14 protein-coding genes and 1 pseudogene are annotated in these 13135 nt (G+C 59.3%); 9 read left to right on the top strand and 6 right to left on the bottom strand.

The features are described 5' to 3' along the window. Positions 1-170: 170 nt before the first annotated feature. The 5 genes from AB4N76_RS27225 (at position 171) to AB4N76_RS27205 (ending at position 4006) form a co-directional block, all read left to right on the top strand. Positions 171-1157 (top strand): aliphatic sulfonate ABC transporter substrate-binding protein, encoded by a 987-nt coding sequence (locus AB4N76_RS27225; RefSeq protein WP_046027554.1) that lies wholly within the window; start codon positions 171-173, stop codon positions 1155-1157. Positions 1158-1167: 10 nt separating this feature from the next. Continuing rightward, complete coding sequence (locus AB4N76_RS27220; RefSeq protein ID WP_046027555.1) at positions 1168-2010, top strand: ABC transporter permease; 843 nt, start codon at positions 1168-1170, stop codon at positions 2008-2010. A 3-nt stretch (positions 2011-2013) separates the two neighbouring features. Next, entirely contained in the window at positions 2014-2727 is a 714-nt protein-coding gene (locus AB4N76_RS27215) for an ABC transporter ATP-binding protein (protein WP_046027556.1), read from the top strand. Between the two features lie 50 nt (positions 2728-2777). Further along, positions 2778-3458, top strand: a complete 681-nt coding sequence (locus tag AB4N76_RS27210; protein WP_460163799.1) for an SOS response-associated peptidase — start codon at positions 2778-2780, stop codon at positions 3456-3458. Between the two features lie 275 nt (positions 3459-3733). Beyond that, entirely contained in the window at positions 3734-4006 is a 273-nt protein-coding gene (locus AB4N76_RS27205) for a hypothetical protein (RefSeq protein WP_046027877.1), read from the top strand. Between the two features lie 406 nt (positions 4007-4412). Here AB4N76_RS27205 and AB4N76_RS27200 read toward each other — a convergent pair whose 3' ends face one another. Genes AB4N76_RS27200 through AB4N76_RS27190 form a run of 3 tightly spaced genes read right to left on the bottom strand, consistent with a single transcriptional unit; the run spans position 4413 to position 5637 of the window. Next, positions 4413-4565: a hypothetical protein gene (locus AB4N76_RS27200; RefSeq protein ID WP_175648945.1), complete on the bottom strand. Its 153-nt coding sequence runs from the start codon at positions 4563-4565 to the stop codon at positions 4413-4415. 59 nt (positions 4566-4624) lie between these two features. After that, entirely contained in the window at positions 4625-4936 is a 312-nt protein-coding gene (locus tag AB4N76_RS27195) for an AzlD domain-containing protein (protein ID WP_175649005.1), read from the bottom strand. Beyond that, positions 4936-5637 carry an AzlC family ABC transporter permease gene (locus tag AB4N76_RS27190; RefSeq protein ID WP_046027560.1) on the bottom strand — a complete coding sequence of 234 codons (702 nt, stop codon included), beginning with the start codon at positions 5635-5637 and terminating at the stop codon, positions 4936-4938. Before AB4N76_RS27190 ends, AB4N76_RS27195 begins: the two co-directional genes overlap by 1 nt. A gap of 186 nt (positions 5638-5823) precedes the next feature. Here AB4N76_RS27190 and AB4N76_RS27185 point away from each other — a divergent pair, with 186 nt between their 5' ends. From AB4N76_RS27185 to AB4N76_RS27175, 3 genes are all read left to right on the top strand, one after another. Further along, entirely contained in the window at positions 5824-6756 is a 933-nt protein-coding gene (locus AB4N76_RS27185; protein WP_046027562.1) for a sensor domain-containing diguanylate cyclase, read from the top strand. Positions 6757-6830: 74 nt separating this feature from the next. After that, a complete protein-coding gene (locus tag AB4N76_RS27180) occupies positions 6831-7205 on the top strand; it encodes a DUF2784 domain-containing protein (RefSeq protein ID WP_046027564.1) in 375 nt (124 codons plus the stop codon). Positions 7206-7228: 23 nt separating this feature from the next. Next, positions 7229-8146, top strand: a complete 918-nt coding sequence (locus tag AB4N76_RS27175; protein WP_046027566.1) for a LysR family transcriptional regulator — start codon at positions 7229-7231, stop codon at positions 8144-8146. Here AB4N76_RS27175 and AB4N76_RS27170 read toward each other — a convergent pair. Then, positions 8122-9726 carry a sensor domain-containing diguanylate cyclase gene (locus AB4N76_RS27170; RefSeq protein WP_046027568.1) on the bottom strand — a complete coding sequence of 535 codons (1605 nt, stop codon included), beginning with the start codon at positions 9724-9726 and terminating at the stop codon, positions 8122-8124. The genes AB4N76_RS27175 and AB4N76_RS27170 overlap by 25 nt on opposite strands. 114 nt (positions 9727-9840) lie before the next feature. After that, entirely contained in the window at positions 9841-10371 is a 531-nt protein-coding gene (locus AB4N76_RS27165; protein ID WP_077430280.1) for a DUF3087 domain-containing protein, read from the bottom strand. Positions 10372-10587: 216 nt separating this feature from the next. Between AB4N76_RS27165 and ppnN the strand changes: the two genes are divergently transcribed. After that, on the top strand, positions 10588-11961 hold the full coding sequence (gene ppnN / locus AB4N76_RS27160) for a nucleotide 5'-monophosphate nucleosidase PpnN (protein ID WP_046027571.1): 1374 nt from the start codon (positions 10588-10590) through the stop codon (positions 11959-11961). A gap of 65 nt (positions 11962-12026) precedes the next feature. On the opposite strand, the pseudogene AB4N76_RS27155 reads toward ppnN, so the two are convergent. After that, positions 12027-13084: pseudogene (locus tag AB4N76_RS27155) on the bottom strand (alpha/beta fold hydrolase). Between the last annotated feature and the right edge of the window lie 51 nt (positions 13085-13135).

Genomic DNA, 13135 nt, shown 5'->3' with positions numbered 1-13135 from the left:
CCTCAACAGACTGTCTGCCCAGCGACATCCTTCACACCGTTGATGAGCGAAATCCCTCGAGAAACCAGTAGCCCCGGAACATGGCACAGAGCCTGCAATATTCCTTTTACGCAGGAAGCGACTCTACATAATAAATTTTTGGATATAACAAGCCTTGCCCGGAGCAGCCCATGAAACCGACCTTCCGCTTTCCCGCCTTCAAGTCTCTGCTGGGGGCTTGCGCACTGGCCCTGAGCCTGCAACCGCTGGCCCAGGCAGCCGAAACGCCACCGGCCGAAGTGCACCTGGATTACGCCTATTACTCGCCGGTGAGTCTGGTGCTCAAGCACTTCGGTTTCCTCGAAAAGGCCCTGCCACAGACCAAGGTCAGTTGGGTCCTGAGCCAGGGCAGTAACCGTTCGCTGGAATACCTCAACAGCGGCGGCGTCGATTTCGCTTCATCCGCCAGCCTGGCCGCCGTGCTCAGCCGCGCCAATGGCAGCCCGATCAAGTCGGTTTACGTCTACAGCCGGGCCGAGTGGACAGCCTTGGTGGTGCGCAAGGATTCGCCGTACAAAACCGTGGCCGATCTCAAAGGCAAGAAAATCGCTGCCACCAAAGGCACCGACCCCTACCTGTTCACCTTGCGCAGCCTGCAACAGGCGGGCTTGAGCAAGGACGATGTCGAACTGGTGCATTTGCAGCACCCGGACGGTCGCATCGCATTGGAGAAAGGTGACGTCGACGCTTGGGCCGGGCTTGATCCGCACATGGCCGCCAGCGAAGTTCAGGCCGGTTCGCGCCTGCTGTATCGCAATACGCAATTCAACAGTTATGGCGTGGTCAGCGTGACGGACACCTATGCCAAGGAGCATCCGCACACCATCGATACCGTGCTGGATGCCTATGAACAAGCCCGCGTCTGGGCGGTAAAAAACCCTGACGAACTGGCGAAGTTACTGGCCAGCGAATCCGGCCTGCCACTGGAAGTGGCCAAGCTGCAACTGTCGCGCACCGACCTGAGCAGCCCGCAATTGACCGCCAGGGATGTGATCGCCTCTAAAGCCGCGGCACCGATACTCGTGTCCGAAGAATTGGTTCGCCGTGGGGTGAACGTCGATCAGGTCATCGATCAACTGATCGATACCGGTTTCAAAGAAACCGTGGCCCGTCAGTAACGGGGGGCTCATGACCAGCAAAAGCAAACACCTGCCACTCGAACGGCTCCCATCGCGCCGCGCCAGTGTGTCCCTGAACAACGCCTGGCGCCTGCGCCTCAAGGGTCTGGCGTTGCCGGTGCTGATCGTTCTGTTTCTGGAATTCGTCGTGCGTATCGGCTGGTTGCCGTCATACCAAATGCCGGCCCCGAGCGAGGTCGCATTGACCCTCGCAGACTTGGCCGACGGTGCACTGTGGAAGCACATCAGCGCCAGTCTGCTGCGGGTGCTACTCGGTTTCGCTATCGGCGCCAGCCTGGCGTTGGGGTTCGCCGCATGGGTGGGGTTGAGCCGTGAAGCCGAGGCGTATCTGGAGCCGACGTTTGCAGGTTTGCGCTCGATTCCGAGTCTGGCCTGGGTGCCGCTGTTGTTGCTCTGGCTAGGCATCGACGAGACCTCGAAAATCGTCCTGATCGCGATCGGCGCATTCTTTCCGGTGTACCTGAACGGCGTCGCGGCCATCCGCGACATTGATCGCAAACTGGTGGAAGTGGGGCAAATGTATGGCTTCAGTCGCCGTCGGCTGGTCCGGCGAATTCTCCTGCCCGCCGCCCTGCCCGGTCTGTTCACCGGGTTGCGCAGCGGCATGAGCCTGGCATGGATGTTTCTGGTGGCGGCCGAATTGATCGCGGCCACCAAAGGCCTGGGCTATCTGCTCAGTGATGGTCGTGAGACATCGCGCCCGGACATCGTACTGGCCGCCATCATCGTGTTGGCGCTGCTGGGTAAGCTCAGTGACGGCCTCCTCGCCAGCCTGGAGAAACGTTTCCTGGCCTGGCGCGACACTTTTAATGGCCAAAGCGCCGAGGACTGAGCCATGACCCGACACCTGCTGGACATTCGAATCGAGCGTAAAACCTTCGCAACCACCACCGTCCTTAAAAACATTCACCTGCAATTGCGGCCCAGGGAAACCGTCAGCCTGCTTGGCCCCAGCGGTTGCGGCAAAAGCACTTTGCTGCGCATCGCCGCCGGGCTGGAAAAGGACTTCCAGGGCGAAGTGCGTCACAGCGCCGGGGAAGTGGCCTTCGTCTTCCAGGAACCCCGGCTGATGCCCTGGCTGACGGTCGAGCAAAACATCGGTTTCAGCGCCGATTCCCATTACGACAAAGCCTGGGTCGCGCAACTGATCGAAGAAGTCGGCCTTGGCGGTTTCGCCCAGGCACTGCCCAAAGCCCTGTCCGGGGGCATGGCTCAGCGAGTCGCGATAGCGCGGGGGTTGTATTCGCGACCGCAGGTTTTACTGTTGGACGAACCCTTCAGCGCGGTGGACGCCTTTACGCGCATGAAGCTGCAGGATCTGTTGCTGCAACTCGCCGAGCGTCACGCCATTGCCCTGTTGCTGGTGACCCACGATGTCGATGAAGCGCTCTATCTCAGCGACCGGGTACTGATAATGGACAATCGCCCCAGCAGCGTCCGGCAGGAACTGGCCGTGGAACTGCCTCATCCACGGGATCGGCGCGATTCGCTGCTGGCGGGTTTGAAGGCGGTGTCATTGACCGAACTGCAGCGTGCCCATGTGATCTGAAGGCTAAGCTGAGCATTCCCGCCAGTGCTTTCCAACCGCAGGGTCAGCCGATGTGTGGACGACTGTCGCAATACCGTGGCATTCATGATTTTGTCGCCGTGCTGAGTATTCCCGACGCGATGATCAATCACGTCGGGAACGAACCCTTGGCGCGCTATAACGCGGCGCCCACCACCCAACTCGCCCTACTGCACCTTGAGCCTGACGGATTGCACGCCGATCCGGTGCGCTGGGGATGGCGTCCGCACTGGGCAAAAGATCGCGCGGCGCCAATCAACGCGCGGGTTGAGAAAGTCGCTCACGGGCCGTTCTTCCGCGCAATCTGGCCACACCGGGCGATTGTGCCGATCGACAACTGGTTCGAATGGGTCGATGCCGGGGATTCGACGCGAGTGCCATGGTTGATTCGCCGACGCGATTGCGCGCCGATTTGCTGCGCGGCCATTGGTCAGTTTCCCGGCGCTGGCAACGAGCCGCGCAGCGACGACGGTTTTGTCATCATCACGGCGGACAGCGCGGGCGGCATGCTCGACATACATGACCGGCGACCGGTGGTGTTGTCCCCGGAGCTGGCACGGGAATGGCTCGATCCGGCCACACCCAGGGAACGTGCCGAGCAGATGGTGCTTTTACAGGGTGAACCCAGCGAAACGTTTGAGTGGTACAGGGTCGACAAAGCTGTCGGGAATGTCAGGAATCAAGGTTGTTCATTGATTAATAAGCTTATTTAAACTGACCGCCCAGGCTGTTTTGTCTATATAGGCAAGTTTTAACTAAACCTATGCCCGGCATAAACGTTACACAGACTGTTTCACATTAGAAACACTTCCCATTGTATGACTTATTGACCCAATTACCGCTTGTCTGACAATCCACTCGCCATACATACATTTAGAAACACTAAAGCTAGGATGCGCGCCGCGTTTCCCGTGGCACCGCCCTGTTGACCAAGCAGTCAACAAAGAAGGAAATCCTTAAATATCAACAAGCCTTGCAGAGAACTAAGTTGCGCGACGATCTTGTAATCAATCAAGTCAGCGGCCTGGAGTGTGTGTACCTGTCGATGACGGAACGCTATCAACTTGACTGCTTTATCGGGCAATACATACAGACCCGAAACCTGCGCTCTACCCCCAATATCGACGACATACTGCGTTCAACCCTCTCGAACTACGCCGGCCAACCGCCGGTTATGCTCAACGAGCTGAATGCATGGATCGACAAGACCTTGGGCTATCGGGCTTCCCACCCGGATTTTCCGTGTCTGGAAGACCTTTGAAATGATGCCCGGTCCCGCTCAGCAGAAGAGCTGAACGAACCGCACAGCGTTGCACTCTCAGTAGTAAAGGCCTACGGGCCTCCTTCTTTCGTGGACGCGATTCATTCGGCCTCTGCCCATGCCTGTCCACAGTCCGAACGAAAGATCGCGGCACACGCCACCCTTGAAACGGCTCGCTTGATGGCTCGACAACTGGGCATCACGCACATACGCTGGAACGAGGCGGTGTGATTCATCCAGGCACAATCCGTAGCAGCTGGCGTAGCCTGCGTCCGGCTGCGTAGCAGTCGTCAAACCTGAATGCACGGATTTTCTGAAACACCGCGGCGTCAGATTTTACGACTGCTACGCAGCCGGACGCAGGCTTCGCCAGCTGCTAAAAGGTTAGCGGTCTTGGAGGGGTCAGTCAGGGCTTAAGCGGACGCTCTTCATCGCGGTCCGACAGCTCCCGGCTGTCATCATGTTTCCAGTCCTGCCGCGAACGTTCCTGACGCTTGATCTCTTCCTCCGAGGGTTCATCTTCGTCTTCAAAATCCGGACTTTTTTGATCGTTAGCCATGCGCACCTCTCTTCCTGTGAAGGGATTCATTAAGCGTAGAACAAATTCGGACGTTCGATTCAGAGCCACCAGCGCAGCAAAAAGAAAAACCCCATGCTCAGGAGCATGCTGAGCAAGGTATTACGGGTGTAAAGCACCAACCCCACCGCCACCAGCGAACTGATCAGGTACGGGTTGTCCCATTGCAGGTTCAGCTGTTTGTCAGGCATGAACACGATGGGCCCGCAGATCGCGGTCAACATGCCCGGCACTGCAAAACCGAGGAACTGCCGGGCATTGCTGCTCAACCGCACCGGCAGCCGGGGTTCAAGAAACACGTAGCGGTTGAGAAACACCAGCACGCCCATTCCGAAAATTACCGCCCAAACGATCATGCTGTGCGTCCCACGTAGAGTTTGTTGCAGATAAAACCGGCGGTCATGCCTGCCAATCCCGACAGCACCAGCGCCGAGCCCCATTGCCAGTAGCTGAACAACACCGAACAGAACAGCGACACCGCGACACACACCACGGTTGGCACATTGCGCACCACCGGCGTGATCAAGGCGATGAAGGTGGCGGCGATGGAGAAGTCGAGGCCCAAATGCTCCAGCCCCGGAATGCTGCTGCCCAGCACGATGCCCGCAAGCGTGAACAGGTTCCAGGCGATGTAAAACGTCAGCCCTACCCCCAACGCGTACCAGCGATTGAATTGCTGCTTGTCGTGCTGACTGGTCAAGGCGAACAGTTCGTCAGTCAGTAAAAAGCCCAGCCCTACCCGCCAACGCCCCGGCAACGGGGAAATCACCGAACGCATGCTCATGCCGTACAGCAAATGTTGAGAAGTCAGCAATAAGGTGGTCAGCAATATCGAAAAGATCCCGGCGCCACCCTTGAGCATGCCGATGGCGACCAGTTGCGCGGCACCGGCAAACACAATGCTCGACAAGCCCTGGCCTTGCAGCGGCGTGAGATTGGCCTCGATGGCCATGGACCCGGCCAGCAACCCCCAAGGCGCGGTGGCCAGGGACAGCGGCATGATCGCCGCGGCACCACGAAGAAACGCACTGCGTGGCATGAGTAAATTCGACATAACGCCCTACAACCGGTGAAAGACCTGAGACTGTGCCAGCCGCCGCGCCCGAAGGCTTGAACAATCTTGCGCATTTGCGCAGTGAGCGTGTGCAGCGAAGGTGTTCCATTCATCGGCTTGGCGCTTGCTTCGCCTCGATAGTGGCAACATGATGGCGCTGCATATTCCCCAGAGACCAGGCCCTTCATGAGCTCACTCGAACCCGCCAGTGCCGTCTATAAAACCCTGCTTGAGTCGACCAATGCGATCCCCTGGCGAATCGACTGGAACACCATGACGTTCAGCTATATCGGCCCGCAGATCGAGGCGCTGCTGGGTTGGAAGCAGGACAGTTGGGTGACGGTCAATGATTGGGTCGAGCGCATGCACCCGGATGATCGCGATTACGTGGTGGAGTTCTGTGTCTCGCAATCACGGGCCGGGGTCGATCATGAGGCGGATTATCGGGCGCTGACGCAAAGCGGCGACTACGTGTGGATACGCGACGTGGTGCACGTGGTGCGCAAGGACGGAGAAGTCGAGGCACTGGTGGGCTTCATGTTCGACATCAGCGAACGCAAGAAAACCGAGGAGCACTTGAGCCGACTGCAAAAGCAACTCGAAGAGTATTCCTTCCAGGACGGCCTCACCGGCATCGCCAACCGACGCATGTTCGATACGGTGATGGCGCGCGAATGGGGCCATGCCCAGCTCACCGGCCTGCCGCTTTCGTTGCTGATCCTGGACATCGACTACTTCAAGCAATTCAACGACCACTACGGCCACATCAAGGGTGATGAATGCTTGCGCCAGGTCGCCCAGACGTTGTCCCAGGCCGCCAATCGACCGCGTGATTTCATCGCCCGGATCGGCGGTGAAGAATTTGTCTGGCTACTCCCGGAAACCGATGCTGAATCGGCAAGGCTGGTGGCGCGCAAATGCCTGCACCTGATTCGTCAGCAGCACATTGCCCATGAATATTCCCCGGTGGCGCCACTGTTGACCGTGAGCCTGGGTGTCGGCACCACCGTCGCCCCGCTGGAGGCGAACGCACTGGCGTTCATCGAGCAGGTCGACAAGTTGCTCTATCGAGCCAAACACAACGGCAGGATGCGCGCCGAATTCGCTGATTTTCGCTGAGCACACTCCCCATAGAGCAGCCGCCAGCGCCCGAGTACCATGGAGCCATTCGCATAACGGGTCAGGGAGTCGACATGCTGTACCGGATCGCCGCCGATGGGCTGGTGCTGCTTCATTTGCTGTTCATTCTGTTCGTCCTGTTCGGCGGCTTGCTGGTGCTCAAATGGCGGCCGTTGATCTGGGCGCACCTGCCCGCCGCAGCGTGGGGCGTGACGGTAGAAGTCATGCACCTGACCTGCCCGCTGACTCAATGGGAAAACCTGATGCGCCAGGCGGCCGGGCAAGCCGGTTACGGCGGCGGTTTTATCGAACACTACGTGTGGCCGGTCATTTACCCGGCCGGCCTGACGCCCACCCTTCAACTGGCGCTGGGTAGCGTGGTGCTGGCGATCAACGTGCTGGTTTATCTTCGGCTGATCCGGCGCTGGAAACTTCGCCGGACCGCCTGAAACAAACGCCGAGGATTGAATCCATGTTGTCGCTTGAAGACCTGACATTGCTCCAAGCCATCCGCGAGACCGGCAGCCTGTCGCGGGCCGCCGCTCACCTGGGCAAGGCACCATCGACCGTGTCCTATGCGGCGCGGCAACTGGAAGAGCGCTTCGACGCGCTGCTTTTCGATCGCCGTCGTTATCGCTTGCAGCTCACCCCGGCCGGCGAATTACTGGTGAACGAGGCGGCGCGGTTGATGCAGGACGTGTCCCGGCTGACCCAACGGGTCCAGCAAGTGGCCAACGGCTGGGAAAGCCGGCTGTGGATTGTCACCGACGAACTGCTCGAATTCGAAACCCTGATTCCAGTGATCCACGAGTTCGATGCGCTGGCGTCCGGCGTGCCGCTGCGCATCACCCAGGAAGTGCTCAAAGGTGTCTGGGAAGCCCTGCGCGAAGGCCGCGCCGACTTGATCATTGGCGCCACTAACGAACCACCGGCAATCCCGACCTTGCGCTGGATGCAACTGGGGGAAATGGAGTGGGTGTTCGCGGTGTCGCCCAAACACCCGCTGGCCAAGGCCAAGGAGCCGATTTCACGGGCGATGGTGGCGCAACATCGGGCGATTGTGGTAGCCGATTCGTCCCGGGTCACCGAAGGCAGCACCTACGGAGTGTCTGGCGGCCAACCGGTTTTGGCCGTGCCGACCATGCGTGCCAAAATTCTTGCTCAATGCGATGGACTGGGCGTCGGCTGGTTACCCCGGCATCGGGTGGGCTCGCTACTGAAAAACGGCACGCTGATTGAGAAGCTGATGGCTGACCCGCGCGAGCCAAACATTCTGTATGCCGGCTGGCGTGGCGATCATGACGGTCGTGCATTGGGCTGGTGGCTGGAAAAACTCAAGCAGTCGTACCTTTGCACCCAGCTCGTTCAGGGCAGTGACCGGTTTGTCTGAACGCCGTCGGCAATCACGCTCATGTTCCGCCCGCTGGCCTTGGCCACATACAGCGCCTTGTCCGCGGCGCTGACCAAATCGTCGGGCTGATCCTGTGAAGCCGGGTTGAAGGCACACACACCAATGCTGACCGTTATCCGGCCCTCGACGCCTTCGCTGTGCTCGATGCCCGCGCTCAGGACCGCGAGGCGTATTTTTTCGGCCACCAGAAACGCGCCTACATAGTCAGTACCCGGCAGCACCACCGTGAACTCCTCACCGCCATAACGAGCCGCAAGGTCACCGGGACGCTTGATATTGTCCTTGATGATCGCGCTGACCCTGCGCAAACACTCATCGCCGGCGACATGGCCGTAGCGGTCGTTGAAACTCTTGAAATGATCAACGTCGATCATCTGCAGCGCCAGCGGGGTCAGCGTGCGCCGGGCACGGCCCATTTCCGCGAGGATAAACACGTCGAACTGACGCCGGTTGGACAGCCCGGTCAATGCGTCCTCAAGAGCCAGCAACTCAAGGCTGCGATTGACCTCGATGAGCTTCTCCCGCGCATCGAGCAAGACACTCTGGACATGATGTTGCTGCTTCATGAAGCGAATGAGGCGGTAACCGAGCGCGCCCAGAAATGCCAGCAGCGACAACATGATCCCGGCGCTGAGCGCTGTCTCGCCACGCCAGCCGGCCAGCACTTCCTTCTTGTCCAGCGCGGCGAAGATGATCAGTGGATAGCCGTCGACACGGCGATACCCCGTCACCCGCTCGACTCCATCCACAGAAGACTTGACCGTCGCGGTTCCGGCATCGCTTTTGGGTAACAACTCGGTAAACAGCGGCCCCTTGGCGACACTGCTGCCAATGTCGGCCTCATTGAATGGCCGGCGAACAATGATGCTGGCGTCATCGGCAATCAGGTTGATGACCCCGTTGTTGCCCATGTCGATGTTGTCGTACAGGTCCAGGAAATGACTGAGATAAATCGTCGCCAGGGCCACACCGGCGAACCGGCCATCGGCATGATTGACCCGGCGAGAGACGGTCATGATCCATTCACCGCTCGAGCGACTTTTTATCGAGCGACCGATGTGCGGGCCACGGTCAGGATGATCACGATGGAAGATGAAATATTCACGGTCGGAATTATTGGCATTGGTCCCTTCCGCACCATTGGAATTGGCGATCCAGTTCCCGTGTTCGTCATAGACAAACAGGCCATGAAGTTGCTTCAGCTCATCACGCTCGGCGCTGAGCAATCGCTGCAACCTGGGTAATTGCTGCGCGTCGATGCCTTCGTGTTCGAGGCGGTCTACCAAGGCAAAGAGGAGCGTATCGGCCTGCTTGATCGACGATTGCGCCTGCGACGCCAGGGTCTGGGCCAGGTTGGACATCGCCACTTCTTTGTCATGCAGGTGGTATTGGCGCGAGGTCCAGGCTTCCCAGATCACAATCGCCGTCATCGACAGGCACACCGCCACGAGCAGCACCACCGCGTATCGGACCTTGAGCCGTGACTCGAGCTGACCGGGCGCCCCGGGCGTGGCGGGCTGGGGGCTTTCAATCGGATCTTTAATGGACGAGTACCCCATGACAATCCCTGACTGGTGATGACAAGGCGACTTTTCCTGTTCGCCCATCGCAACAACACGATAGGTGATTTACTGACCGCGTGACGGGGTTTGTGGCGGGAATCCGCCCTGAGGTCATGACTTGCCGGACTGTTTCACCGCCTCAAGCCAGGCCGGATCCAGTCGGGTTTGTTCGGTATCGATGCCCAATGCTTGCATGCGTGCCTTGTGCTCATCCATCTCACGAGTCAACTGGCCGTGGTCGCTGGAGTTGCCGTCCAACTCATGCATCTGGTGCAAACCCAGGTGGTAGAAACGCAGCAGTTTCATGGCCACTGGATCACCGGTTGCCACCGCTGCGGTGACCTGATGCATGATGTTGGTCACGCTCATCAGGCTGCGCTTGAGCTGCCAGCCGTAGACCGCCGCGGCCATCCATGGCTGGCTCCAGAGTTTGCCGCGCATCAGCGCCACTATCAGCAGCACCGCGACGAAAACGCCGCCGACGTTAAATCGCAGGTTGTCGCCACCGGGTTCACCGAACAACGCCACCGCGGCCGTGGACAGCCCCATCGCCAGCGCCAGGAAAATCAGGGCAATTATCACCGTACTGCGTCGCGTCTGTTGTCGATAGGTTTGGGCATTCTTCGGCTGGATTTCGAACATCGCGACAGGGTTCCTTGGGGGCATGAACAAAAAGACTGCGGCGCATTATCGCCTCTGCGCGGGATTTAGCTATGCTGGGGCTCCTTTTCATCTTTTCATCGTCAAACGGGGAACATGGCGATACAGCTCGGTTCGTGCCATCTTCATCCATGGATACACACTATTCAGATGCCATTCCCGCAGTTCAGTGAGCGGCATCGTTTTAAGGATCTTTGAATGACCCAACGACAAGTAATCAACGCCTCGGTCAGCCCAAAAGGTAGCCTGGAAACCCTCTCCCAACGCGAAGTCCAACAACTGAGCGAAGCCGGTTCCGGCAGCACCTACAACATTTTCCGCCAGTGCGCCCTGGCCATCCTCAATACCGGCGCCCATGTCGACAACGCCAAGACCATCCTCGAAGCCTACAAGGATTTTGAAATCCGCATCCACCAGCAGGACCGCGGCGTACGCCTGGAACTGTTGAATGCCCCGGCCGACGCCTTCGTCGACGGCGAAATGATCGCCAGCACCCGCGAAATGCTCTTCAGCGCCCTGCGTGACATCGTCTACACCGAAAACGAACTCGACAGCCAGCGCATCGACCTGAGCACTTCCCAGGGCATCAGCGACTACGTGTTCCACCTGCTGCGCAACGCCCGCACCCTGCGCCCCGGCGTCGAACCGAAGATCGTGGTCTGCTGGGGCGGCCACTCGATCAACACCGAAGAATACAAATACACCAAGAAAGTCGGCCACGAACTGGGCCTGCGCAGCCTCGACATCTGCACCGGTTGCGGCCCCGGCGTGATGAAAGGCCCGATGAAAGGCGCGACCATCGCCCACGCCAAACAGCGTATCCACGGCGGTCGCTATCTGGGCTTGACCGAGCCGGGCATCATCGCCGCCGAAGCGCCGAACCCGATCGTCAATGAGCTGGTGATCCTGCCGGACATCGAAAAACGTCTGGAAGCGTTCGTGCGCGTCGGCCACGGCATCATCATTTTCCCCGGCGGTGCAGGCACGGCCGAAGAGTTCCTGTACCTGCTCGGCATCCTGATGCACCCGGACAACGAAGGCCTGCCCTTCCCGGTCATCCTCACCGGGCCGAAACATGCCGCACCGTATCTGGAACAACTGGACGCGTTTGTCGGCGCCACGCTGGGTGACGCGGCGAAGAAACATTACGAGATCATCATCGACGATCCGGCTGAAGTCGCACGGCAGATGACGCAGGGGCTCAAAGCGGTCAAACAGTTCCGTCGCGAGCGCAATGACGCGTTCCATTTCAACTGGCTGCTGAAAATCGACGAAGGCTTCCAGCGCCCGTTCGACCCGACCCACGAAAACATGGCCAACCTGAAACTGAGCCTGACCCTGCCGGCTCACGAACTGGCCGCCAACCTGCGTCGCGCGTTCTCCGGCATTGTCGCCGGCAACGTCAAGGACAAAGGCATCCGCCTGATCGAACAACACGGGCCGTACCAGATCCGGGGCGATGCGGCGATCATGCGTCCGCTGGATCAACTGCTCAAAGCCTTCGTCGCCCAGCACCGCATGAAGCTGCCGGGCGGCGCGGCGTATGTGCCGTGTTATCAGGTCGTGGCATAACCTCGACCTGACCAACACTATTTACCCCTGTAGGAGCAAGCTCACTCCTACAGGGGTTAACGTGGCTACAGGTGATCAGCGTCAATCACCGCTTTGGCAAAGGCTTGCGGATCTTCCTGCGGCAGGTTGTGGCCGATGCCGCCGGTGATGAGCCGGTACTCATACTTGCCGGTAAAACGCTTGGCATAATCCTCGGCTGCCGGGTGCGGTGCGCCGTTGGCGTCACCTTCCATCGTAATGGTGGGCACCGTGATGGACGGAGCCTTGGCCAGGCGTTGCTCCAGTGCTTCGTATTGCGGCTCTCCCTGAACCATGCCCAACCGCCAGCGATAGTTGAAAATCGTGATCGCGACATGGTCCGGGTTGTCCAGGGCCACGGCGCTGCGGTCGTAGGTCGCGTCGTCGAATTTCCATTGCGGGGAGGCCAGTTCCCAGATCAACTTGGCGAAGTCGTGACGATTTTTTCGTAGCCGGCCTGGCCGCGCTCGGTCGCGAAATAGAACTGATACCACCATTGCAACTCGGCCTTGGGCGGTAACGGGTTCTTGCCCGCTGCCTGATTGCCGATCAGATAGCCACTGACCGAGACCAACGCCTTGACCCGCTCCGGCCACAACGCCGACACGATGTCTGCCGAACGCGCGCCCCAATCGTAGCCGCCAAGCACGGCCTGTTTGATGTTCAGGGCATCCATGAAGTCGATGACGTCGCTCGCCAGCGCGGAAGGCTGGCCATTGCGCAAGGTCTTGGCGGACAGGAACTGCGTGTCGCCATACCCCCGCGCATACGGGATCAGCACTCGGTAGCCCTTGGCTGCCAGCAATGGCGCCACTTCGCTATAGCTGTGAATGTCGTAGGGCCAACCGTGCAGGAGAATCACCACCGGACCATCGGCGGGGCCGACCTCGGCGTAAGCCACATTGAGCAAGCCGGCCTTTACATGCTTAAGCGCGCCGAAGGTGTCCTTCCTGGCCTCCACCGAGTTAGCGGTGACCGTGGTGCTGGTTTGGGCGCTGGCCGCACCGAGAACACCGAACTGCATCAACGCGAAAGCAAGCACCGCGGGTCCCATCAAGCGGCGGCCTCGTGATTCGGTTTTATTGCCCGACACATTCATCTTCATGGTGATTTCCCTATAAGTCATTCAACGATTGTTTTGGACGACGTAGTGGGC

It is taken from the genome of Pseudomonas sp. S2_F03, assembly GCF_054668335.1.
Note: the sequence above shows the minus strand (reverse complement) of the source record. Positions and strands in the feature narration are given on the sequence as shown.

Bases quoted from the DNA above. Each gene is read 5' to 3' on its own strand.
- AB4N76_RS27210 (WP_460163799.1), top strand. From the start codon at position 2,778: ATGTGTGGACGACTGTCGCAATACCGTGGCATTCATGATTTTGTCGCC.
- AB4N76_RS27200 (WP_175648945.1), bottom strand. From the start codon at position 4,565: ATGGCTAACGATCAAAAAAGTCCGGATTTTGAAGACGAAGATGAACCC.
- AB4N76_RS27180 (WP_046027564.1), top strand. From the start codon at position 6,831: ATGCTGTACCGGATCGCCGCCGATGGGCTGGTGCTGCTTCATTTGCTG.
- AB4N76_RS27190 (WP_046027560.1), bottom strand. From the start codon at position 5,637: ATGTCGAATTTACTCATGCCACGCAGTGCGTTTCTTCGTGGTGCCGCG.
- AB4N76_RS27220 (WP_046027555.1), top strand. From the start codon at position 1,168: ATGACCAGCAAAAGCAAACACCTGCCACTCGAACGGCTCCCATCGCGC.
- AB4N76_RS27225 (WP_046027554.1), top strand. From the start codon at position 171: ATGAAACCGACCTTCCGCTTTCCCGCCTTCAAGTCTCTGCTGGGGGCT.
- AB4N76_RS27185 (WP_046027562.1), top strand. From the start codon at position 5,824: ATGAGCTCACTCGAACCCGCCAGTGCCGTCTATAAAACCCTGCTTGAG.
- AB4N76_RS27175 (WP_046027566.1), top strand. From the start codon at position 7,229: ATGTTGTCGCTTGAAGACCTGACATTGCTCCAAGCCATCCGCGAGACC.
- AB4N76_RS27170 (WP_046027568.1), bottom strand. From the start codon at position 9,726: ATGGGGTACTCGTCCATTAAAGATCCGATTGAAAGCCCCCAGCCCGCC.
- ppnN (WP_046027571.1), top strand. From the start codon at position 10,588: ATGACCCAACGACAAGTAATCAACGCCTCGGTCAGCCCAAAAGGTAGC.
- AB4N76_RS27215 (WP_046027556.1), top strand. From the start codon at position 2,014: ATGACCCGACACCTGCTGGACATTCGAATCGAGCGTAAAACCTTCGCA.
- AB4N76_RS27165 (WP_077430280.1), bottom strand. From the start codon at position 10,371: ATGTTCGAAATCCAGCCGAAGAATGCCCAAACCTATCGACAACAGACG.